23 protein-coding genes and 1 riboswitch are annotated in these 22,425 nt (G+C 63.3%); of the genes, 7 read left to right on the top strand and 16 right to left on the bottom strand.

Going from position 1 to position 22,425, the window contains the following annotated elements; translation table 11 throughout:
- Positions 1 to 160 precede the first annotated feature (160 nt).
- Both AC1DUN_RS10075 and AC1DUN_RS10070 read left to right on the top strand, forming a co-directional pair.
- Entirely contained in the window at positions 161 to 1,132 is a 972-nt protein-coding gene (locus AC1DUN_RS10075; RefSeq protein WP_477713837.1) for a cytochrome-c peroxidase, read from the top strand.
- Entirely contained in the window at positions 1,129 to 3,960 is a 2,832-nt protein-coding gene (locus AC1DUN_RS10070; protein WP_477713836.1) for a DAHL domain-containing protein, read from the top strand. The genes AC1DUN_RS10075 and AC1DUN_RS10070 overlap by 4 nt, the downstream gene beginning before the upstream one ends.
- 226 nt (positions 3,961 to 4,186) lie before the next feature.
- On the opposite strand, the gene phnD is transcribed toward AC1DUN_RS10070, so the two are convergent.
- The 8 genes from phnD to AC1DUN_RS10030 form a co-directional block, all read right to left on the bottom strand.
- Positions 4,187 to 5,146, bottom strand: a complete 960-nt coding sequence (gene phnD, locus AC1DUN_RS10065) for a phosphate/phosphite/phosphonate ABC transporter substrate-binding protein (RefSeq protein ID WP_477713835.1) — start codon at positions 5,144 to 5,146, stop codon at positions 4,187 to 4,189.
- Between the two features lie 214 nt (positions 5,147 to 5,360).
- Positions 5,361 to 5,876: a DinB family protein gene (locus AC1DUN_RS10060; RefSeq protein ID WP_477714090.1), complete on the bottom strand. Its 516-nt coding sequence runs from the start codon at positions 5,874 to 5,876 to the stop codon at positions 5,361 to 5,363.
- A gap of 14 nt (positions 5,877 to 5,890) precedes the next feature.
- Entirely contained in the window at positions 5,891 to 6,100 is a 210-nt protein-coding gene (locus AC1DUN_RS10055; RefSeq protein WP_477713834.1) for a DUF1737 domain-containing protein, read from the bottom strand.
- A gap of 71 nt (positions 6,101 to 6,171) precedes the next feature.
- The gene (locus AC1DUN_RS10050; protein ID WP_477713833.1) at positions 6,172 to 7,485 is read right to left on the bottom strand and encodes a D-amino acid dehydrogenase; all 1,314 of its coding nucleotides are present in this window, start codon (positions 7,483 to 7,485) and stop codon (positions 6,172 to 6,174) included.
- A 108-nt stretch (positions 7,486 to 7,593) separates the two neighbouring features.
- Positions 7,594 to 7,703, bottom strand: a riboswitch (glycine riboswitch).
- Between the two features lie 190 nt (positions 7,704 to 7,893).
- Positions 7,894 to 8,427 (bottom strand): GrpB family protein, encoded by a 534-nt coding sequence (locus AC1DUN_RS10045; protein WP_477713832.1) that lies wholly within the window; start codon positions 8,425 to 8,427, stop codon positions 7,894 to 7,896.
- A 9-nt stretch (positions 8,428 to 8,436) separates the two neighbouring features.
- Complete coding sequence (locus AC1DUN_RS10040) at positions 8,437 to 8,919, bottom strand: thioredoxin domain-containing protein (protein ID WP_477713831.1); 483 nt, start codon at positions 8,917 to 8,919, stop codon at positions 8,437 to 8,439.
- Positions 8,916 to 9,650 carry an alpha/beta fold hydrolase gene (locus tag AC1DUN_RS10035; RefSeq protein WP_477713830.1) on the bottom strand — a complete coding sequence of 245 codons (735 nt, stop codon included), beginning with the start codon at positions 9,648 to 9,650 and terminating at the stop codon, positions 8,916 to 8,918. The genes AC1DUN_RS10040 and AC1DUN_RS10035 overlap by 4 nt, the downstream gene beginning before the upstream one ends.
- 30 nt (positions 9,651 to 9,680) lie before the next feature.
- Complete coding sequence (locus AC1DUN_RS10030; RefSeq protein WP_477713829.1) at positions 9,681 to 10,913, bottom strand: CaiB/BaiF CoA transferase family protein; 1,233 nt, start codon at positions 10,911 to 10,913, stop codon at positions 9,681 to 9,683.
- A gap of 135 nt (positions 10,914 to 11,048) precedes the next feature.
- Here AC1DUN_RS10030 and AC1DUN_RS10025 point away from each other — a divergent pair, with 135 nt between their 5' ends.
- The 5 genes from AC1DUN_RS10025 to AC1DUN_RS10005 all read left to right on the top strand — a co-directional run bounded on the left by AC1DUN_RS10025 (position 11,049) and on the right by AC1DUN_RS10005 (position 14,103).
- Positions 11,049 to 11,483: a hypothetical protein gene (locus tag AC1DUN_RS10025; RefSeq protein WP_477713828.1), complete on the top strand. Its 435-nt coding sequence runs from the start codon at positions 11,049 to 11,051 to the stop codon at positions 11,481 to 11,483.
- A gap of 48 nt (positions 11,484 to 11,531) precedes the next feature.
- On the top strand, positions 11,532 to 11,945 hold the full coding sequence (locus AC1DUN_RS10020; protein ID WP_477713827.1) for a DUF1801 domain-containing protein: 414 nt from the start codon (positions 11,532 to 11,534) through the stop codon (positions 11,943 to 11,945).
- 279 nt (positions 11,946 to 12,224) lie between these two features.
- Complete coding sequence (locus AC1DUN_RS10015; protein ID WP_477713826.1) at positions 12,225 to 12,683, top strand: hypothetical protein; 459 nt, start codon at positions 12,225 to 12,227, stop codon at positions 12,681 to 12,683.
- 272 nt (positions 12,684 to 12,955) lie between these two features.
- Entirely contained in the window at positions 12,956 to 13,447 is a 492-nt protein-coding gene (locus tag AC1DUN_RS10010; RefSeq protein ID WP_477713825.1) for a hypothetical protein, read from the top strand.
- Positions 13,448 to 13,566: 119 nt separating this feature from the next.
- Positions 13,567 to 14,103 (top strand): GIY-YIG nuclease family protein, encoded by a 537-nt coding sequence (locus tag AC1DUN_RS10005; RefSeq protein WP_477713824.1) that lies wholly within the window; start codon positions 13,567 to 13,569, stop codon positions 14,101 to 14,103.
- A gap of 114 nt (positions 14,104 to 14,217) precedes the next feature.
- Here the strand turns inward: AC1DUN_RS10005 and cynS are convergent, their stop codons facing one another.
- The 8 genes from cynS to AC1DUN_RS09965 all read right to left on the bottom strand — a co-directional run bounded on the left by cynS (position 14,218) and on the right by AC1DUN_RS09965 (position 22,330).
- Positions 14,218 to 14,661, bottom strand: coding sequence for a cyanase (cynS, locus tag AC1DUN_RS10000; RefSeq protein WP_122954467.1), 444 nt, complete (start codon positions 14,659 to 14,661; stop codon positions 14,218 to 14,220).
- A 51-nt stretch (positions 14,662 to 14,712) separates the two neighbouring features.
- The gene (locus AC1DUN_RS09995; protein WP_477713823.1) at positions 14,713 to 15,507 is read right to left on the bottom strand and encodes an ABC transporter ATP-binding protein; all 795 of its coding nucleotides are present in this window, start codon (positions 15,505 to 15,507) and stop codon (positions 14,713 to 14,715) included.
- A 49-nt stretch (positions 15,508 to 15,556) separates the two neighbouring features.
- Positions 15,557 to 16,420, bottom strand: a complete 864-nt coding sequence (ntrB, locus tag AC1DUN_RS09990; protein ID WP_477713822.1) for a nitrate ABC transporter permease — start codon at positions 16,418 to 16,420, stop codon at positions 15,557 to 15,559.
- Positions 16,417 to 17,775: a CmpA/NrtA family ABC transporter substrate-binding protein gene (locus AC1DUN_RS09985; protein WP_477713821.1), complete on the bottom strand. Its 1,359-nt coding sequence runs from the start codon at positions 17,773 to 17,775 to the stop codon at positions 16,417 to 16,419. The genes ntrB and AC1DUN_RS09985 overlap by 4 nt, the downstream gene beginning before the upstream one ends.
- A gap of 117 nt (positions 17,776 to 17,892) precedes the next feature.
- On the bottom strand, positions 17,893 to 18,552 hold the full coding sequence (locus AC1DUN_RS09980) for a response regulator (RefSeq protein ID WP_477713820.1): 660 nt from the start codon (positions 18,550 to 18,552) through the stop codon (positions 17,893 to 17,895).
- Positions 18,549 to 19,799: a sensor histidine kinase gene (locus AC1DUN_RS09975; RefSeq protein ID WP_477713819.1), complete on the bottom strand. Its 1,251-nt coding sequence runs from the start codon at positions 19,797 to 19,799 to the stop codon at positions 18,549 to 18,551. The genes AC1DUN_RS09980 and AC1DUN_RS09975 overlap by 4 nt, the downstream gene beginning before the upstream one ends.
- 93 nt (positions 19,800 to 19,892) lie before the next feature.
- Complete coding sequence (locus AC1DUN_RS09970) at positions 19,893 to 21,692, bottom strand: heparinase II/III domain-containing protein (RefSeq protein WP_477713818.1); 1,800 nt, start codon at positions 21,690 to 21,692, stop codon at positions 19,893 to 19,895.
- An 80-nt stretch (positions 21,693 to 21,772) separates the two neighbouring features.
- Positions 21,773 to 22,330 (bottom strand): hypothetical protein, encoded by a 558-nt coding sequence (locus tag AC1DUN_RS09965; RefSeq protein ID WP_477713817.1) that lies wholly within the window; start codon positions 22,328 to 22,330, stop codon positions 21,773 to 21,775.
- Positions 22,331 to 22,425 lie beyond the last annotated feature (95 nt).

The raw sequence follows: 22,425 nt of genomic DNA, 5'->3' as shown, positions 1-22,425 counted from the left end.
GCCCACACGGGAAATGCCCTTGCGGCACGGCGGATAAACGTGCTCTGATTGAGACTGGTTGCAGTTAACGATCAGGAGGACAGCAGCCGTGCAAATAACAAAGTCGGTGTTGGCGTACGTCCGCGGGAGCAGGCACTGCGTGCGGCCTGGGAGGGCCGGCGTGCACTCGGCCGCAGCGCGTTTTGCGGCACTGCTTCTGGCGGCTGCGGCTGTGTGGACAGCTCCCACCGCCATCGCCGCGCCCCTGCTCGACGAACCGATACAACCGGTTCCCCTGACGCTCAAACAGGACCCGGCCCGCGCGGACATCGGGCGCCAGCTGTTTCGTGATACCCGCCTGTCCGGCAACGGCCGCATCTCCTGCGCCAGCTGCCACGACATCAGCAAGGGCGGCGGCGATGGGCGCGACCGCTCGGTGGGCCTGCATGGCGGCCTCACCAGCGTCAACGCCCCGACCGTGCTCAATGCCGCGCTCAACTTCAAGCAATTCTGGAACGGCCGTGCCGAGTCGCTCGAAGCGCAGGCCGACCACGTCATGCAGAACCCGGTCGAGATGGGCTCGAAATGGGAGGAGGTGGTCCAGAAGGTCTCGCAGGACCCCAGGTACAAGGCCGCGTTCGCCGCCTCCTACAAGGACGGCGTCACCAAGGCGAACATCCAGAACGCCATCGCCACTTTCGAGCGCACCTTGATCACGCCCAACTCGCGTTTTGACAAATACCTGCGCGGCGACGCCAACGCGATCACGGCCGCGGAGAAAGCCGGCTATGCGAAGTTCAAGCAGTATGGCTGCGTCGCCTGCCACCAGGGCGTGAACGTCGGCGGCAATATGTTCCAGAAGTTCGGCGTCATGGGCGACTACTTCGCCAAACGCGGCAACCCGACGGAAGCCGACCTCGGCCGCTACCTCGTCACCAAGGTGGAAAGCGACAAGCACGTCTTCAAGGTTCCCAGTCTGCGCAACATCGCGCTCACCGCACCCTATTTCCACGACGCCTCGGCAAAAACCCTGGACGAGGCCGTCGACATCATGTTCCGCTACCAGCTCGGCCGCGTCGCTTCCAAGGAAGACAAGGAGGCCATCATCCGCTTCCTCAACACACTCACCGGCGAACTGGACCCCAAACCGTGAAAAAAACGAATCGACTGGCCTGGATGCCCATGGCGGCGGTCACCGCCGTGCTGCTGTCCATCCTGGTGTTTCTGTACGCCAAGACCCAGAGCTTCGACGAGTCGCATTATTTCGAGGACATCGCTGTGCTGCGCCACCTCAAGCAGCTCGATGCGCAATGGGAACTGGACGTGCTGAAGTCCAGGATAGGCATCACAACGCATTACGACGCGTTGGCGGACAACCAGAGCGAGATGGCCCGGCTCATGGAACAAATGCAGTCGGACACGGACGAACATCACCACGATGCGGCCGCGCAGGCGGACAAGCTCGCGGCGCTGCAACGCGCCATCCAGGACAAGGCCCAGCTGATCGAGCAGTTCAAGTCACACAACTCGGTGCTGCGCAATTCGCTGGCCTTTCTCCCCACCGCGGCGGAGGACGTCCAGCAGTCGCTCGGGACCGGCCGCGGCGCCGCGCAGCCGGCGTTCCAGCTGATTTCGGCCGGCGTGAGCAGGCTGCTGCTTGCGAGCATGCTGTACAGCCAGAGCCCGACCGGCGAGAAGGGCGCCGAAATACACGACGAGCTGGGCCGGCTGGATGGCACGCTGCGCCTTGCACCGCCGGGCATACGCGACAGGCTGGATATCTTTCGTGCGCATGTCCAGGCCATTTTGCGCGAACAGAAAACCGTCAATGAGCTCCTCGCCGGTATCTCCGCGGCGCCGACCGGAAAGCTGCTTGATGACGCCAACGACACCTTGACGGTCGAGCAGCAGCAAGCCGGCGCGGAGGGCGAGCGCTACGGCCGTTACCTGCTGATTTTCTCGGCGGTGCTGGTGGCGCTGCTGCTGTACGCCGCGATCGACCTCCTGCGCAGCCACTCGACCATACGTCGCGTCAACGAAGAACTCCAGGGCGCCAATGAAACCCTGGAGCAGCGCGTGCGGGAGCGCACCCTCGCGCTGCATGCCAGCGAAACCCAGCTGCACCTGATCACGGACACGGTGCCGGCCCTGATTGCCTATATCGATGCCGACCAGCGATTCCAGTTCCACAACCTGGCGTATGAAGAACGCTTTGGCCTGAAGCGCGAGCAGATCCACGGCAAGACCATGCGCCAGATGATGGGGCATGAGCTCTACGAGAAAGAGCGCGGCAAGATCCAGGAGGCCCTGGCGGGCTACGCGGCGGAGTACGACCGCATCCAGGAAGCCGCCGACGGCCAGCTGCACGACTACGTCATGCAGTACTTCCCGCGCTATGGCGAGGGCGAGGACGAGGGCAAGGTGCTGGGCTTTTATTCGCTGGGCACCGACGTGACCGCGCTCAAGCGCGTCGACCGCATGAAGAGCGAGTTCGTCTCCACCGTCAGCCACGAGCTGCGCACGCCGCTGACCTCCATACGCGGTTCGCTGGGCCTGATCGTCGGCGGCGTCGCCGGGGAGCTGCCGCCCATGGCCAAGAATCTGGTCGGCATCGCCACCAGCAACTGCGAGCGGCTCATCCGGCTGATCAACGACATCCTCGACAGCGAAAAAATCGAATCCGGCAAGATGCGCTTTGACATGCAGGTCACGGAACTGGCGCCGCTGCTGGCCCAGGTCCTGGTGGCCAATGAAGGCTTCGCGGACCAACACAAGGTCAAGCTGGCGCTGGATATCCAGGCTGAAGGGGTCAGGGTCAGCGTCGACAGTGACCGGCTGACCCAGGCCGCCACCAACCTGATCTCCAACGCCGTGAAGTTCTCACCGGCGGATTCCTTTGTCTATATCAGGCTGCTGTGCAGCAACAGGCGGGTCCGGGTCGAGGTCGCCGACAGCGGCCCCGGCATTCCCGAGGAATTCCGCAAGCGCATCTTCCAGAAGTTCTCGCAGGCCGACACCTCCGACACCCGGCAAAAAGGCGGCACCGGCCTGGGCCTGAACATCTCGCGAGCCATCGTGGAGCGCATGGGCGGCAGCGTGGGCTTTACCTCGCAGACCGGCGTGGGAACGGTGTTTTATTTCGAGCTGCCCGAAGCGGTGGCCCTGCCGGTGGAAGAGGCCAGCGTCGATGAGACCAAAACCAAGACCGGCGCACCGCCCAGGCCCTTGATCCTGGTCTGCGAGGACGACCCCGACATCGCCCACCTGATCAAGCTGATGCTCGACAAGGGCGGGTTCGACTCGGACATGGTCTACCGCGCCGCGCAGGCCATGGAGCAGGTGGTGAAACGGCCCTATGCCGCCATGACGGTCGACCTGGGCCTGCCCGACCTGGACGGCATCAGCCTGATCCGCAAGCTGCGCCTGGAAGAGCGCACGCGCGAACTGCCCATCGTCGTGGTGTCGGCCAACGCCGAAGCCGGCGAGCTTGAATTCAACAACCAGCCGTTGGCGGTGTCGACCTGGCTGGAAAAGCCCATCGACGAAAACAAGCTGATCCTCAGCCTGCAACGCGCCATCGCCAACATGGCCGAAGGCAGGCCGCGCATCCTGCATGTCGAGGACGACCTGGACATCCAGCGCATCGCCGCCACCATCGCCCAGGACTTCGCCACCTTCGAGTTCGCCGCCAGCCTGCGCGAAGCGCGCGAACAGCTGGGCAAACACCACTACGACCTGGTGCTGCTGGACCTCACGCTCAAGGACGGCTCGGGCTGGGAATTGCTGGACACCATAGAGGACCTGAACCCGGCGCCGCCAGTGGTGGTGTTCTCCGCGAGCGACGCGGTGGCCCTGGACAGCGACCGCGTGGAGGCCGTGCTGGTGAAAGCCCACACCTCCAACGACCAGCTGCTGCGCACCCTGCAGCGTGTGCTCGACGAAAGCCTGTGGGGGACGGTGCATCCGCCGTTGAGTGTTTAGCTCACCCCCGTCGGACGCTCACTTCGTGTAGCGCCTTCCCCCCTTCCAGGGGGCGGCGCCTGCGGTCTGGCAAAGCCAGTCCCGCGGCCCCTGCTGGGTTGCAGATTCAGGGTGTATTCAATGGGCACAGTCCGCCAGTGGGGGCCGAGGGTCCGGCTTCGCCGGCCCCAGGCGCCGCCCCCTTGAGGGGGGAACAGGCTACACGCAGTGAGCCTGGACGGGGGTGTTACTTCTTCTGGCTTGAGCGGTAGACCTGCATCACCGTCGCGAAGTCGCGGTCGAAGTTGATCGGCAGGAAGGTGTCGTTGCCGGGCAGCTGCTTCTTCAGCGTGGGCGAGAAGCTGTAGTTGAACGAGCATTTCTTGACCCTGGCCTGCAGCTCGGGCGACACGTCCTTGTTCATGGTCCAGGTTTCCGTCATGAAGGGGGGGCTCTCCCAGATCGTGCGTATGCTCGATCCCTTGACGTCGCCCTTGACGACCATGCGCTGGTACAAATCGCTGGCCACGGCCGCTGCCGGAAAGAAGCCGTGCATCACGCCCGTCACCGAGCGCTCATGCCCGTTGGAGAACACCACTTCGTAGTCCTTGTCCGGCGTCAGGCCCAGGGCCGGGAACAGCGCGCGCGGCGCCAGGTTGCCCGAGTTGGAGGTCGGCGTGGTGTGGGCGATCTTTTTGCCGATCAGGTCCTTGGGTTCCCGGTAGGGGCTGTCGACGCGCGTGATCAGGATCAGCTTGTAGGAATTGCGCAGGCCGGTGGCCTTGTTGCCTGGCACCGCGAAGGGCGGGGCCTGCCCGGCCGTCACCATCTGCGCGGCCAGCCCCGGGTTCACCTGCCCGATCTGGGCCTTGCCGGTCGAAAGAGCCTCGATCAGCTCTTTTTCGCCCAGGATGTCGACGTTGCTGGTGCGCTCCAGGGAATCGCCCTGGGCATTTTGCAGCTCCACATTGGCGCAGCGCGACAGGTGGCTGAAGTAGTCGCCCCACAAGGCCATGGTCTCGGTCTTGCCGTAGGTCTTGGGCATGGCCACCACCAGTTTTTCGCGCGGGCCGGTGAATTTTTCCACCGCCGGCGCGGCCGTGGCCTTGGTTTTTTTCGAGGGCGGGGTTTCGGTTTGTGCCACGGCAGAAGCCAGAGCCAGCGCCGCACCCGACAGCACCGCCACATTACGCAATAAAACCATCATGTTGATCGCCCCTAGTCATTGATGAACCGCATCCCACGGCAAGCACGGCCGCAGGGCCGTGCACCCAGTGTGCGGCCAAACCAACTTTTACTTACAAAAAGGCGGACGCAAAAGCGACAAGCAGCGGGAATACCCCGGGGTGATCCGTGGTTTTTTTGTCGAAAGAAGAGGGCGCCAAGGTAGCGCGCCAAGCGCCTTTTCTGATAAGTCGGCGTTACAAATCGCGGCCGGCGGTCGTGGCGCGCGACGCATCGATCTTGCCGAGCAGCCACTGCAGTCCGGCCAGGTGCTGCTGGTCGTGGCTGCACAGGTAGTGCACCAGGCTGCGCAAGCTCAGCGCGCCGTAGCCCTCGAACTCCGCCGTGCGCTCCAGCGCCTCTGGCGTGAGGCCCGCGAGAAGCTCCAGGGTCTTGGCGCGCGCCACGCGAAAAGCCGCCAGGGCTTCCCGCGCGTCGGCTGTTGCGTAGCCGCGTTCGCGCTCCAGCGCATACCCGTCCAGCGATGCCAGCAGCGGGTTTGTCTCCGCCAGCGTGCGCTGTATGCGCACATGGTAGCCATCGATCTCAATGTCCCGCACATGGCAGACCTGGCCCAGTGCCGAGAAGGTCTCGCTCGGGATGCCGTCCCAGGACTGCGGTGTCCAGTTGCGGTGGCTTTCGGGAATGGCCGCGTAAAACAGCTCCAGCTGGCGCGGGAAATCCGCCATGGCCTGCAGGGTTGCCGGGTTCAGCGGCGCGGGAACGCTCATTGAGCGCCCCTGTGTGCCGACGGCCAGAGCAGCGCCTGCGCCACGATGACGCGCTCGCCGTTAAAGGTCGCCGCCGGCGAGCCGTAAAGCGTGTAACCCAAAGCCAGGGCTTCGCTCACGCGATGGCAAAAACTTGCGTCATCCGGGCCGGTGAGCAAACGGTAAATGGGGAGGCCGTCGGGCGGCATGTTCGTGGCTGATGTCATGGCGGCATGGGGGCTGGTGAACGGAGGGCGATATTACCGTGTCCGCCCCCATGCTGCACAGGCGCCCGCCCTCAGGCTTTCGCCATGCCCGGCAATAGCATGCTGCGCTCCCGCCCCGGCATGCCGGTAAACGCAAAATCGACTTCCGGCACGCGCCCGCTCACGATGTCGGCAATCGCCGCGCCCGAGCCGCAGGCATGCGTCCAGCCCAGCGTGCCATGGCCCGTGTTGAGGAACAGATTGGACGTTTTGCTTTTGCCGATGTAAGGCACGTTGCTCGGTGTGGCCGGGCGCAGGCCGGTCCAGAACTGCGCGCCTTCGCCGTCCGTCATCTCCGGGAAGAGCTGCTTCACGCGGCGGACGATGGCCTGGCAGCGCACCAGGTTCAGCTCGGTGTTGTAGCCGTTGAGTTCCGCCGTGCCCGCAATGCGCAGGCGATTGCCCAGGCGCGAGAACACCAGCTTGTACTCGTCGTCCGTCAGGCTCACCTGGTAAGAGGCCGCCTCGTTGATCACCGGCAGCGTCACCGAATAACCCTTGGCCGGGTAGATGCGCAGGCTTTGCCCCAGTTTTTTGGCCCAGGGCGCGCTGAAGGCGCCCAGGCACATCACATAGGCGTCGGCCTTGAGCGTTTCAATGCGCCCGCCCGCCTCGCCGCTGCCCCTGGCGACCTGCACACCATCGAGTTGCCCGCCGCTGGCCTGCACGTCAAGGATGGTGGTGTTGTAGAGAAACTTGACGCCTGCCTGCTCGCAGCGCGCGGCCAGCGCGGCGGTAAAGGCCTGGGCGTCGCCCGACTCGTCGCTGGGCGTCATGCTGCCGCCCACGATGCTGCCGCGGCACTGGGCCAGCGCGGGCTCTATGGCCACACACTCTTCGGCGGTTTTCATGTCCAGCTCGCAGCCGTGCTCACGCATGATGCGCGCCGGTTCTTGCGCGGCGTCGTATTCGGCCTGGCTGGTGTAGAAATGCAGGATTCCCTGGGTCTTCGCGTCGTACTGCAGGCCCAGTTCGGCTCGCAGTTTTTGCAGCGCACCGCGGCTGTACATGCCCAGGTTCACGATCTGCCGGATGTTTTGCGCGGTGCGCGCCGGCGTGCAGTTGCGCAGAAACTCCAGGCCCCACAGCCACTGGTTCACATCGGCGCGCAGCCGGAATAGCAACGGCGCGTCCTCGCGCGCCAGCCACTGCAACACCTTGAGCGGCGCGCCCGGGTTGGCCCAGGGCTCCGCATGGCTGACGGAAATCTGCCCGCCGTTGGCAAAACTGGTTTCCATCGCGGCCGCGCCGCGCCGTTCGATGACCGTGACTTCGTGTCCGCGCTGCGCCAGATACCAGGCCGTCGTGACCCCCGTGACACCCGCACCCAAAACCATGACTTTCATGGTGATTCCTTCTCAAGCAGAAATGGCAGTTGCGCAAGCGCCATGGCTTGGGGGTGCTTGAATCAAAAAAAGAATCATGGCAACCGCCAAGCCATCAGGTGCTTGCGGCCGCTTCCACTGTCCTTGTTACCTGAGAGATTCAGCCGCGGCTTACGCTTGGGGCTTTGCTCCTTCGGTGCGCCGCACCTTGCATGCGGCGTCTCTCCAGACGGCTGTGTGTTTCCGGGCAGTACGGGACCTGAGCGATTATGGAAGTTTGCGCCTTCGGTGGCTGCCTTGCGGCAGCGCTCTCCTGCTTGAACGCCTTGAATTTACCACCTAAGCCCTGTTCGCCAAGGGCCCAGGGGGCATTAGTACAGGTCCAGCGGGGTGATTTGGCGGCTTAATAGTAGCGGCGCATGCGGGGCTTCAGCCTTCGCACACCGAGCGCACAAACTCCGCCTTGGCCTCGGTATAGGCCTCGCGGTCGGCCGGGTATTTGGCCGCCAGCTCGGCCTTGAGCGCCGCATAGTGCCAGGCCAGCGCGGCGTCCGCGCGCAGCGCATCCCGAAATTGCAGGCGCTGCGCCCACACCGGGCCGCCGTGCACCACCAGGTGCAGGTGGTGGGTGCGGTGGCTGTCGGCCCAGCGCATCAGCCACTGGCGGTCGACCAGCGTCGCGTTGAATTCGGCTGAGGTCGTATAGTCCTGCGCGCACAGCGGCGCCACCAGCGCCCTGGCCGCCGCCATGGAGGCCACGCCGCCCAGGATGTCTATCACCGGCTTGGCCGCCAGCCCCGGCACCGCCGTGCTGCCCATATGCTCTATCGCGATGAAGTCATCGGGAAACAGCGCCAGCAGCCGTTCCCGCTCAGCCTCAAACATCGCGGGCCAGTGCGGGTCGTAGGCCCGCAGCGCCACCTCCTCGTGGATGGCGGCCTGCAGCGACTCGGCGTCCGTCATGGTGAGGCCTTAACGCAGCGCCACCACGGCCCGGCGCGCCAGCACCAGGCGCTCGTCCAGGTAGGCGCCGTAAAAATCCGGGATGGCCGCGCCCACCAGCGGCTCGGCCAGTGCCTGCCCCTGCGGGCCCAGAAACAGCACCGTGGGCGTAAACGTCGCCTTGGCGGCCCTGGTCCAGGCGGCCGCCGTCGTGGGCTTGCCATCAAAACCCGTCAGCGGCGTGCGGCTGTCCGTCACATTGAGCTGCCAGGCCTGAAGGCCGCTTTCCTGGCGTGCCGGCAGCAGGTAGTTGCGCCGCACCAGCTCGCAATAAGGGCAGCCGGGCAGGGTGACCAGCAGCACCAGTGGCTCGCCGCGCGCCGCGGCCAGCCCGGCCGCCTCGGGCAGCGAGGCTGGTACGGGCAGGGCGCTGTCCTTGGCCTGGGCCTGCAGCGGCCAGGCCAGGCTGCCCGCCAGCGCGGCCGTGAAGCCGCGGCGGCCTACCGTCTTCATTCGGCGCACTCCAGCAGGATGCGCGCCAGCGCCGCAGGCTCGGTGACCATGGGGTCGTGGCCGGTGGCCAGCTCCAGCACTCGCGAATTCGGCAGCCAGGCGCCGCCCCAGAATTGCGGGTCGCGCGCGCGCAGCCGGCTGGGCGTGATGGTCGCCAGCGCCGGCGCGGTGCAGCTCACAAAAGTGCGCGGCACGGCCGCCACGCGTTTCACATCAAAATCCAGCGGCGCCTGGTAGGTGTTGCCCGGGTGCGGCGTTTGCCGGCGCTGCACCCAGTCGTGGTCGGCGCCCGCCAGGCCGTACACCTCGGGGTCGGGCGGCGGAAAGCTGAAGCAGGTCGAGGCCTGCGCCGCCACCATGCGCTTTTGCTGCGTGGCCGCATCGTGGGTGCTGCTCCAGCTTTCGCCCGGCTGCGGCAGCACCGCATCCACATACACCAGGTGCTTGAGCCGTTCGCCCAGGCGATCCGCCACCGCCGTGCCTATCATCCCGGCGTAGGAATGCACGGCCAGCGTCACTTCGTGCAGCTCCTCGGCCTCGATGAGGTTGATCACGTCGTTGATGTGGGTATCGAGGTTGATCGCGGGCGACAGCAGGTGGGCCCGCTCGCCCAGGCCCGTCAGCGTCACCGCAAAAGCCTTGTGGTGGTCCAGCTGCAAGACCTGCGCCACACGCCGCCAGCACCAGCCGCCATGCCATGCGCCGTGCACCAGAACAAAATTGTGTTTCATTGCATCACCTCCTGCTTGGGGGTTGCCGCCTCAAATCGTCTTGCCGCCCTTTAGTTCGGACAGTTTCGCCTCGGAATAGTTCAGCAGCTCGCGCAGCACCTGCTCGGTATGCTGGCCCAGCAAGGGCGGCGGCAAATCGGTACGCACCGGCGTCGCGCTCAGGCGAATGGGGCTGGAGACCAGCTTTAAATCGTTTTTCACCGGATGCTGCCACTCGGTCACCATGCCGCGCGCCGCGATCTGCGGGTCGGCAAACACCTCGGCCAGGTTGTTGATCGCGCCGCAAGGCACTTTCGCGGCCTCCAGCGCGGCCAGCCAGTCGGCCTTGCCGCGCGTCTTCATCACGGCTTCCAGGATGGGCACCAGCTTGGCCCGATTCTGTACCCGGTTGCGATTCGTGGCAAACAGCGGGTTGGTCGCGAGTTCAGGGATATGGGCCACCGCGCAGAACTTCGCATACTGCGAGTCATTGCCCACGGCCAGGATCAAGTGGTCCTTGCTTCCGTCAGCCGCCGGCGCCACCTCAAACACCTGGTAGGGCACGATGTTCTGGTGCGCATTGCCGGCCCGGCCCGGCGCCTCGCCGCTGACCAGATAGTTGGCGCCCAGGTTGGCCAGCATGGCCACCTGCGTGTCCAGCAGTGCCATGTCCACCCGCTGGCCCTCGCCGGTTTTTTCGGCATGGCGCAGCGCGGCGAGTATGGCCACCGTCGCATACATGCCCGTCATCAAATCGGCCACCGCCACGCCCACCTTTTGCGGCCCGCCGCCCAGGTCGTCGCGCTCGCCCGTCACACTCATCAGCCCGCCCATGCCCTGGATCGCATAGTCATACCCCGCGCGCTCGGCATAAGGCCCGTTCTGCCCAAACCCGGTGACCGAGCAGTACACGAGGCGCGGGTTGATGGCCTTGAGTGAGGCGTAATCCAGCCCATAACGCGCCATATCGCCCACCTTGAAGTTCTCCACAAACACGTCGCAATGCGCGGCCAGCTCCCGCACCAGCGCCTGGCCCGCGGGCTGGGCAATGTCGCAGGTCACCGAGCGCTTGTTGCGGTTGGTGCCCAGGTAGTAGGCCGCCTCGGTATCCGCGCCCTGCGCGTCCTTCAAAAAGGGCGGTCCCCAGGTCCGCGTATCGTCGCCCGTGCCGGGCCGCTCGATCTTGATCACATCGGCCCCAAGGTCGGCCAAAGTCTGGGTGCACCAGGGGCCCGCGAGCACGCGGGAGAGGTCTAGGATGCGGATGCCGGATAGGGAGTTCATATGTACATTTTGCCTTCAGCTCAGGAAAAAACTGACGATCATTGCCATGTCGGGTCCTATCGAGGCATACATTACGCTAGTTGTTTGTTGCTCACGCGACCTTTCCGTACAAAACATACTTAGTGGGAGATTCTTTTGAACGCATTGAAAGCACTATTTCTGTCGACCGTCCTGGTCGGATGTGCCACACCCCCTCGTGTCGAGCCTCAGGCAAGGGCGCCGGGATGGATCGAATATCGTGGCATTGTCTCCAGCGCTTCTGAGGTTCCTCCCGCCCGAGCCTTCGGGGGCGTTGTGAATACTCCCGGCATGGCGTTGTTTGGCTCCGTTGGTGCTCTCGCCGCAGGATCCGCATCGGCACGCAACGAGACTCGTGGCGTCAATACGATCGTTGTAGCTGTTTCATCCGCATTGTCTTTGTCGGTGCCCGTGAATCAGATCTTTAAATCCGGCGACTGCGTCCAGCTCTTCGTCGATCCGACCCTGAAAGATCTTCTTGCCAGGAAAGATGTACCGGTGATGAGCATGCCCGTGGGCTCAACGCAGGTCCAGAAAGCAGCGTGCCAGTGATGACGGCCAAGCTGCCGTCCCCGGACTGTTCTTGCATCTAAGAGGTGCATGATCCAAGCACAGACTCCAACACCTGCCATGATGATGAAGACTGCTCCCGCTTCAAATCCTGATGCTTATGTTGCTGGCTTGTCCGGATGGCGGCGCGCAGCGGTCGAGCAGCTGCGGACAGCCGTTATGGGCGCCGGCACGCTGGATGAAGCGATCAAATGGGGCCACCTGGTCTATTTGTCGAATGGCCCCGTGCTGCTGATTCGCGCCGAGGAGAGCCGCGTGCTGTTCGGCTTCTGGCGAGGTCAACGCCTTCGCGAAATGGACCCGCTGCTAAAACCCGGCGGCAAGTATGAAATGGCGACCAGAGAGTTTCGCGAGGGTAATGAGGTCAATGCGGTCTTATCGCGTCGGCTCGCCAAAGAGGCGGTGCGGCTTAACAAGGCGCTTGGCGATCCGACGAAACTCTAGTGATGCATCAAATAGGGGCGGGTCAGTCAGCGTCTTCAGTGTCTAGCGGGAAGAGCTTGGTGGGTTGCGCTAAAACGCCACTCCCCCTCCGATTGGAGGACGTGCCCAATTCGATAGAGGCCTAAAATTCTTGGACAGTTGATGCCGGGTTTGGCCACCCCATTTATCCCTGTATAAATTTGGCCATCTTTCTCGCAAGGTCAATGCGGGCGGCTTTTTCAAGAGAATTACTTGTCCAAGTTATAGCGCGGCCGCCGAGTTATAACGCAGAAGCAAAATATGTGGACCCTTAATAAGAACACTTGGCATGAACCCGTTGCATACGCATGCGCCATTATCGTGACCGCGCTGGGAATTTGGGCGGGTCTGAAGAATGAGCCAGCTTGGTTGGGACGCGCTGGCTCTGTAGTCGTTGTCGTCGGGGTACTTCTTGCCTCTTCGCGGAAGATTGACGAATTGCACCAACGCGTCCTCAAATTTGTCGAGGACTTCCGAACTGCCAACCCGAACGAAGTGCGAGGTGAGTATAAGAACCTCAAAGGCAAGGAGCCCACGGAGGCCGAAGTACGGGCACTTGAGGGCGCAGTGTACGAATCCGCGAAATCTGGCATTGGAGAACTCATTGAGGAGCGCCGCAGGGTATTTAAGCTGCACGAGGTCACTCTCGTCGTCGCGGGAACTCTTATGAATGGCTTCGGCGAGTGGCTGATAAAACTGGTGATCGCCCATGTGGTCTAGCAAGTCGTTCGACACGGACGTCCTATCGGCCGGCTTCGCCTCCCTACTGCCCACCGGTTAGCTCCAACGCTAGCTCTCTCGCTATGCATTTGCCCCTCGACGATCAACACTTAAGGTACGTATTGACCGCGCAGACCGCGCTTGTAGCGCGTCCGATTGGAGATTTACAAGACTCGCAGTGGAGAATCGTAAGTATCGCTCTGTCGGCCCTGTATCAGGCTTCAACATGCTACCGAGGGTGCAATGGCGGCCCACATGTCTTGGAGGCGCTGGTGGGCAGAAGCTACAACCTCGCCTGTTCGGCGTTGGGGCTAATGAGACTCGCCCAGTACGACGAAGCCCTGGGGTTGATTCGGAGCATGGGCGAGATACACAACTTGCTCCTTATGTTCGCCCTTGAATCGGACAGCATCAAGAAATGGCTGAACGCGGATAAGAAGACCAGACTGAGAGACTTCAGTCCCGTCAAGGTGCGAATCGTCATCGAAAAGCATGGGCCGATTCCCGTAGTCAACGAAGGCTGGTACTCTGAGATGTGCGAGAAGTATGTCCATGTACAGCCGGGCACTCGCCCGAACAATCACTCTGAAGGTAAGCCCGGATGGGTCGGGGGCGTCGTGCAGCCCGAGGGCGAGAGCAAAGTGCTTGGAGAGCTGTTTCAGGTCAGTTTCGCTACAGCGCTAGGTGTGTGTCGGTGGTTCTCATTTGAAGACTTGATGAAGGAACTGAGCGAGGCATTTGAAAGTATGCGTGGAGAGGTCTAACTTGTCTGTCAACGCGGACGCCTCGCGGCGTCCCAGCCATTCGGGCTTCTTTCCGCAAGCCGCCGGTTATGGTTACGTTAGGTGTCACACCGGTCATTCATCCGAACACAAGTAAATCTATGCCTATCATCAAGAACTATGGCTTTCTTTGGGATCGGAACCACGTCTATCGTGGAGCTGGAAGCAACGCAGGTCACCTGAAAGGCACTGCTTCTGGGCTAAAAGTCGCTGACTTCCGAGAACAGATTGGTGTGTATGTGCTTTACGATTCCGGTCAGCGCATCGTGTATGTTGGGCAGGCGGGAAACGGAAACGCGACCCTGTTCACACGCATGAAGAACCACATGGACGGTCGACTCTGGAACCGCTGGCAGTACTTTAGCTGGGTTGGGTTTAGGGACGTCAATGCGGACGGAAGCCTCAGCGCTCAACAGAACGTGGACTCGGGCGTATCGGGATTTAGATACGCAGATGCCCTCAATGAGATCGAAGGAATTCTCATTGAGATTATTGAGCCAAAGCTGAACAAGCAATCGGGCCGGTTGAAGAGTGCAAGAGAATATTTTCAGTACCGCGACAACCGACTGGACGACGTTACTGCCTCAGATGTTCTGGAGGAGTTACAGGCTATTCGCCGAGAGTTAAAGTCGAAATGATCATGGCGGCAGGCCGTCCGGTGACGCCTAACAGGTCGGTCGCCACCGACACGTAGCGACAGTGCACCGGTGCGTGCCTGCCCCATCGAGCGCTAGACCGCACAATCGCAGTCGTCAATAAGTCTTGTACGGCAAAAACTTCCCCGACAACACCACATTCACGCGATCGCCTTTTGGGTCGGGTTGCCGCACGATGTCCATGCTGAAATCAATCGCGCTCATGATGCCGTCGCCGAATTCCTCGTGGATCAGTTCCTTGATCGTCGTGCCGTAGACACTCACGATTTCATACCAGCGGTAGATCAGCGGGTCGGTCGGCACGGGCGTGGGCAGCGAGCCTTTGTAGGGCACAACCTGCAGCCATTTCTGTTCTTCGGCCGTGAGGCCAAAAATCTTGCCAATCACTTTCGCCTGCTTGGCGTCAAAGGTCATCTGGCCCAGGCAGCCGGCGGTTGTCCATTCCTTGCTGAGGCCGACTTTTTTGGCGACGGACTCCCAGGTGATGCCTTTGCTGACTTTGACGGTAATGATTTTTTCGGTGATGTCGTTGCGGTTCATGGGTTTGCTCCGTGTTTGAAGTGGGTGTGAAGGAAAAAGCGAAAAGAGCGGTCAATGCGCCTTGGCGCGCGTGACCAGGAAATCGACGATATGGTTGCGCAGCTCGTAGTAGCCGGGCAGGTGGTGCAGGCCGGCGCGGGTGCGTTCGCGGGGCAGCGGGTTGCTCACCTCTTCGGCAATGCGGCCCGGCGCGTAAACACCGTTGTTGTCCGTGCCGTTGCTCATCAGAAGGATGCGGTCGGCCAGCAAAATCGCTTCGTCGACGTCGTGGGTGATCATGAAAACCGTCTGCTGCGTTTCGCGCACGATGGCCATGAGTTCGTCCTGTATGGTGCCGCGGGTCAGCGCGTCGAGCGCGCCAAAGGGCTCGTCGAGCAGCAGCATCTTGGGCTGGATCGCAAAGGCGCGGGCAATGCCCACGCGCTGCTTCATGCCGCCCGAGAGCTGGGACGGTTTTTTGTCGATGGCGGCCGACAGGCCCACCATGGCGACAAATTTTTCGACATGGGTGTTGACCTGTGCGGCCGTCCAGTCGGGCCAGCGCGAGACGACGGCAAAGGCGATGTTCTTGCGCACCGTGAGCCAGGGCATGAGCGCATGGCTCTGGAACACCACGCCGCGCTCCAGGCTTGGGCCGCCTATCTCGCGCTTGTCCATAAACACGTGGCCGGCGCTTGCGCTATCCAGCCCGGCCAGCACATTGAGGATGGTGGTCTTGCCGCAGCCCGAGTGGCCGATGATGCAGACAAACTCGCCCTTGCCGATGCTGAAGGACACATCGGCAAACACCGGCCGGTTGGCGCTAAAGGCCTTGCCAAGCTTTTCGACCTTGAGGAATTCCTGCATGGCGTGTTCTTTCTTTGGGGCGTTGGCTGCCGGGGCACGCGTCGTGGGCTCACTCCACATAAGTCACCACCTTCTGCAGCTGCGCAAACGCCAGGTCCAGCAGCATGCCGACGATGCCTATGACCAGGATGGCGAAGATCACATTGGTGAGCGAGAGGTTGTTCCACTCGTTCCAGACGAAATAGCCTATGCCGGTGCCGCCCACCAGCATCTCGGCCGCCACGATGACCAGCCAGGCAATGCCCATGGAGATGCGCATGCCGGTCAATATCGTGGGCGCGGCCGCAGGCAGGATGACCTGGAAGGCCTTGCGCAGGGGGCTGACTTCCAGCGTGCTGGCGACGTTCAGCCATTCGCGCTTGACCGAGGCCACGCCAAAGGCGGTGTTGATCAGCATGGGCCAGACCGAGCAGATAAAGATCACAAAAATGCCCGAGATCGACGAGTCCTTGATGGTGTAAAGCGCCAGCGGCATCCAGGCCAGCGGCGAGATCGGCTTGAGCACCTGGATAAACGGGTCCAGGGCGCGGCGCAGCAGCGGCGACATGCCAATCACAAAACCCAGCGGCACGGCGGCCGCGCAGGCCAGCAAAAAGCCCAGGCCCACACGCGCCAGCGAATGCCCCAGCTGGATCAGGATGCCCTTGTCGTTGGGGCCGTTGTCGTAAAGCGGGTTGGAGACCTGCTTCCAGATCGCCGTGCCCATCTGGCCCAGGGTGGGGAAACCCGTGGTCTTGCTGCTGCCCGGGTCCTTGCCCATCATCTTCTGGTATTCGATCTGCTCGGCGCTCAGGCCCGAGGTGCTGGCGGCCGGCGTGCCCGGCGCGGGCTGTGTGGCGGTGTACCAGATGCCCAGCAGGGCCAGGAAGATCAGCAGCGAGACCAGGGCCGCTTTTAAATTTAAAGACTTCATGAGAGCTTGTTGATGGCGAAGCTTTTCACGTAGTCGTCAGGCTTGGCCGGGTCAAACTCCTTGCCCATGACCTTGAATTTTTTGTACGCGCCTTCGGGCGGCTTGAAGCCCGCCAGCACCATCTGCTTCTTGGCGTCGGTCAGCATGAAGACCTTCTCGGCGATCTGTTTGTAGTTGACCTCGCCCTTCACATAACCCCAGCGCTTCATCTGCGTGAGCATCCACACGGCCATGCTCTGCCAGGGCACGGGGTCGAAGTTGGCGCGGTCCGGCACATTGCGGATGTTGCCCAGGCCGTCGGCGAACTTGCCGCTCAGCACCTGCTGCAGCACGGCCTCGGGCTGGTTCAGGTATTGCGTGGGCGCGATCACCTTGGCGATCAGGTCGCGGTCCTTGGGCTGGCTGGCCATGAAGGAGGCGCCCAGCACCGCGCGGTACAGCGCGGCAAAGGTGTTGGGGTTCTGTTTGATGAACTCGTCGCTGACGCCAAAGGCGCAGCAGGGGTGGCCGTCCCAGATTTCCTTGGACAGGATGTGGATGAAACCGACTTCGTCGTACACCGCGCGCTGGTTGAAAGGGTCGGGGCCCAGGAAGCCGTCGATGTTGCCGGCGCGCAGATTGGCCACCATTTCGGGCGGCGGCACCACGCGCAGCTGCACGTCGGTGTCGGGGTTCAGGCCGTTCTCGGCCAGGTAGTAGCGCAACAGGAAGTTGTGCATGCTGTACTCAAAGGGAATCGCGAACTTGAAGCCCTTCCAGTTTTTCGGGTCGCGGTTCGCCTTGTGCTTGACGTGCAGCGTGATGGCCTGGCCGTTGGTGTTCTGGATGCTGGCGACATTCATGTTGACCTGGTTGGAGCCCAGGCCCATGGTCATGGCCAGCGGCATGGGCGACAGGAAGTGCGAGGCGTCATGCTCTTTGTTGATCATCTTGTCGCGTATCAGCGCCCAGCCTGCCGTCTTGTTGAGCTGCACGTTGAGGCCTTCTTTTTTGTAAAAGCCCAGCGGGTCGGCCATGATGAGCGGGCTGGCGCAGGTGATGGCGATAAAGCCTATCTTGAGGTCTTTCTTTTCCAGCGGGCCGCGCTCCTGCGCCATGGCCTGCAGCGCGCCCAGCGGCAGCACCGAGGCAATCGCCGCGCGCGCCGTGTTGGCGCCCACTGCGCGCAGGAAGTTGCGGCGCACGCTGTCGACCGGGAACAGCGCTTTCACCAGGCTGGCTTCCATGAAGTCCTGCGAGAGCTGCTGCGGGCTGGCGGCGGCACTGCCGTGTTCACCGGGTGCATGGTTTTCGCCGCAGGCGCAGCGCAGCATCAGCGGACGGTCGGCATCGTAGGCATCAAAACGCTTGGACATGAAAAACCCCTGTGGCAAAGATGCGGGATTCCATGCAAGGCCCGGGCCTGTGGGCGCGGTTTGCGGGGGGGCTGCCGCAAATCGCCGGGCCCCGCCCTAAGCGCTGTAGGGCCAGCCCTACAAATTCGGCGCTTTGGCCAGGCGCTCGGCGTACAGCGCGAGCTCCACGTCGTTGCGGGTGCCGGTTTTTTCGAGGATGCGCGCGCGGTAGGTGCTCACGGTGTTGGCCGCCAGGTTCAGCTGCGCACCAATTTCGCCCACGGACTTGCCGGCCGTGAGCAGGCGGAACACCTGGTACTCGCGGTGCGAGAGCGATTCGGTGCCACCGCCGCCGGCCGCGCTGCCGCCCACCGCGCCGGCCAGGGCCTCGGCGGCAATCGCCGAGACATAAATGCCGCCGCCGGCCACCTTGCGCACCGCGGCAATCATGTCGTCGGGATTCGCACTTTTGTTCAGGTAGCCGGCCGCGCCCAGCTTGATGCAGCGCACGGCGTATTGTTTTTCGGGGTAGGTGCTGAGCATCAGCACCGGCAGGCGCGGCCATTGTTTCTTCAGGGTCTGCAGCACATCCAGGCCGTCGCGGTCGGGCAGGGCGATGTCCAGCAGCACCGCGTCCAGGCCTTTGTCGCCGTCCAGGGCCTGCACGCGCTGCAGGACCTCGGGGCCGGTTTCGGCCTCGGCCGCCACCTCGATCTCGGGTGCGTCGGCCAGCACCTGCTTCAGGCCCTCGCGCACGATGCGGTGGTCGTCGCCTATCAGGATCCTGAGCGTCTTCATAGCGGGTTGGCGGCCGCGGGTGGCGGCGCGATGCGCAGGTGGAACAGCGAGCCGCGCCCGGGTTCGCTGCTGATCTCCAGGCTGCCGCCCAGGTGGCGGGCGCGCTCGCGCATGCCCATCACGCCGTAGGCGTCGGCCGCTTCAAAGGCGGCGGCTTCGGCGCCGCGGCCGTTGTCTTGCACCGCGATGCTGATGCCGGCCGCGTCGGCCTGTATGTGTATGGCGACCGCGCTGGCCGCGGCGTGCCGGCCCACGTTGCTGAGCATTTCCTGGAAGATGCGGAAGATGGCGATCGCCGAAGGCTCGGGCAGCGGCGCGGCGCCGGCCACGTCCATGCGCCAGTCGAGCGCCAGCTCGGCCGACTGCACGAACTCATGCGCCTGCCAGTCCAGCGCGGCCCACAGGCCCTGGTGGTCCAGGATGCTGGGGCGCAGGTCGGTGATGATGCGGCCCACGTTGTCGACGGCGCTTTCGATCAGCCGGCCCATGTTCTGGCATTTGCAGCGCATGGTCTCGCGCATGGCCTGGGCCGCTTCAGGGTCGCGCTGCTGCTGCTCGCCCAGGCGCTTGTCCAGCCAGCCCACGTCCATCTTGAGCGCCACCAGCAGGCTGCCGAGCTCGTCGTGCACCTCGCGCGCGATGCGCGTGCGCTCTTCCTCGCGCACGCTGTGGGTGTAGGCCGTGAGTTCGCGCAGGTGCTGCAGGGCTTCCGAGAGGGCGTGGGTGCGTTCGCTCACGCGCTGCTCCAGCACCGCATGGGCCTGGCGCAGCGCGTCCTCGGCCTGGCGGCGCGCCGAGATGTCGACAAAGGTGACCACCGCGCCCTGCACCACACCGCCTTCGACGATGGGATAGGAGGAATACTCGACCGCGAAGGCGCTGCCGTTCTTGCGCCAGAAAAATTCACTGTCGATGCGGCAGGGCAGGGCTTTGCGGAAGGCATTGAAGATGGGGCACAGCTGCTCGGGGTAGTGGTCGCCGCCGGCATGCGAGTGGTGGGCCAGCTCGTGCATATTGCGGCCCAGCACTTCGGCCGGCGCATAGCCCAGCTGCTCGGCGCCGGCCCGGTTGATAAAGGTGCAGCAACCGTCCATGTCGATGCCGAAGATGCCCTCGCCGGTGGATTCCAGCAGCTGCGACAGCCTGTCGCGCCACACGGCTTGGCCCGCGCCCGGCAAGCCCGGCAAGTCGGGCGGCAGGGGCCTGACCGGGGGCGGCATGGCGGGCAGGAACACGTCTTCGAACATGCATCCCCATTAGCAAGCAACGTGCCCAGCTTGGTGCAAAGGCGGCGGCCCCTGGCGCGCCAAAGCGGTGCAAAAAACCGCCAAACGGCCGGGCTAGCCCCGCGAAAAGCGGGCGCTGAGCTTCCAGCTGCCGTCTGCCCCTGGCTTTCCGGACACCACCAGCTGGCGAACGTTGGGATTCGGCTGGTCGAAGTCCTGACGGGGCGCGGAAATGTCGAGCACGTCCAGCTGGATGGCGTTGCCTTCAAACTGCACGGCCAGGCGTCTGCCTTTTTGTGCCAGAAAGGCGGTGCGGCCCTCCAGCCTGACCTCGGCCTCGGTGGCCATCGCCCACCGGATGGTGCTGCCGGGGCGGGCGCCGAGAAGCTCGTCGTCAAGTTGCACCCCGTCATCCAGGAAACGGGCGCGGCGGTTGGCCTGGGTGACCTGGCCGGGCAACAGCGCGGGGGTCAGGTCTATCAGGGCCTCGCGCTCGCCAACCATGCGCAGCGTGGCCATGCCGCGGACACTGTGTGCCTGGCCGTCCAGCGTCAGTGTGTTGTGCGCTTCGGCGGACAGCCTGAAGACCTGCCAGCGTGTTGAATCCGCCTTCATGTTCCACAGGTCTATGCCGCGTGATTCCAGGCTGCCGTAGTCCTGCGCGCCGAGGTCTTTGGCCCAGCGCAGGCCATCCAGTTCGAGCACAAAACTGCCGGCATCCATGTGCGCATGGCTGTGCGCCGCTCCGCCCGCCTTGATGGCGAACCACCACGCGTTGGGGTCGGACCATGATGAGCGCCAGATGGCGAGCGGCTGCGCCCCCTGGCCCGAGAAGCTTGTGGGCAGGGCATTTCCGCCCGTCTTGGTGGGCCACCACAACACCGAGAGAGGCGCGAAGCGGTCGGACAGGCCCTGCTGCTGGCGGATCATCTCGCGCTTGGCTGTCAACAGTGCGGGCTGGTCCAGTTCACGGGCCAGGTAGACGATGGCGCATGGCAATTCCTGGCTCTCGATGCTGTCGGCAAAATCGAAGTGCTTCCCGGACGGGCCGATGGAGTGTGTATAGAACTCGGCGCTGCGCCTGAAGCCAGGCGCATCCAGCAAGCCCCAGTCGCCGCCTTTGCGGCCACGGAGTGCGGCGGCCAGCAGCACCGTAAAGCTGGTCCCATAACTCCAGTAGTTCGGCCCCTCAGGGTAGACCCCGTCCGGCCGGTAGGCATTCAGCCCGATGGATACGCCTTCACGCGCCGCCGCGAGGAGGTCGGCTGCGAGTGCGGGTTCATCTTCCTCCACGGCCAGCGCTCCCAGGACCATGCCGCCTATGCAAACCTGGTTCCAGTTGTTGGTGGACCTGAAAGCCCTGTTGCCGTGGCGCGCCTGGGCAATGCTCTTGTCGACCATCGCAGCGCGCAGGGCGGCACGGTCACCGGCCGACAGGTCCTTGAAAAGCCAGCCATAGGAAATGGCCATGCCCGTGGTGATCTCGGCAAGCTCCAGATAATGCTCCGGCCAGTCGCTGAATGCGGCGACGGCGAGCATTTCCTGCCGGGCGCGGTCGAGGAAAACCCGTTCCCTTGTCACCCGGTACGCGTAAGCCCACTGCAGGCTTCGGCGAATGAATTCGCGCGAAACAGGGAGCAGGCGGCCGTCCTCGGATGTGCGCTCCAGCGAAGGCAGGGCGATGTCATTGCGGGCGCGTGCCAGCAGTGCTGCGTTGAAACGGCCAAGATCAGGGTCTGCCTTGCATCGATCGGCCAGGGAGGACCAATCGCTTTCGCTTGCAAGCAGTGGCGGGTGAGCTTGAACTTGCTCTGTCGGCGGCGATTCGGCAACCGCCTGCATGCTCCCGCACCCAGCCAGCGGGGCGGTGGCCGGCAACATCGCTGCAAGAAACTCTCGGCGGTTGAAAGGCATCCTTTTTGTCCTTCGCCCTTTTGTCGTTCATTCAGATTGCGTTGGCTTGCGTTGGCTTTACACCCTGGCCAGAGCTTTGACTACTCCGTAAATTCAGTAAACATCGGCTCAGGGCAACGCCCGCTTGCACCATTGCGTGCGTAGTAGTTCCAGCGCCAGGCCATTTCGGTGTTGTCCCGGCAGGCCGCGCCCTTGTACAGCTTGCCATAAGTGGCCCTGGCACCTGAGGATGAACGGTAGCTGTCCAGCGTTTCAGTGACCAGCGCGCCGTCTTTGGGGTAGACCTTCAGCACGCCAAACGACGCATTGCTCGGGATGTCGTACTCCACATACAGTTCGGTCCGCCCAGGGTCGGGGTAGGCCTTCTCGACCAGGATAAAAACCGCCTGCTGTTGCGCCACCAGTTCTTGCTGCGTCAGGTGGGTAAAGGTTTGGGACTGGACTTTTTTGCCGAATTTCAGCGCCGGGCCCAGCACCAGCAAAGGTTTGCGCTCATCCGCAACTGCCGGGTTGAAGCGATGCAGAAGCGGCTTTTTAAACCGGTTCACGACAGCCGAGAAAATTTCATCGTCGCTGAAGTTCTGGTTCTGCAGCTCCAAGGCCCCAACAGGGTTTGCGGCCCATAGCAGTATCGCCATGAATAAGTGTGGTTTGAAAGAGGTCATCACCAAAGCTTACCAAGCAAGGCGCCCGGGGGTGGAGCGATCCTCGGTCCGCGAAGCGCGCCAAGGCA

The organism is Polaromonas sp. P4_F6 (assembly GCF_056401275.1).
This window is presented reverse-complemented; position numbering and strand designations above follow the sequence as displayed.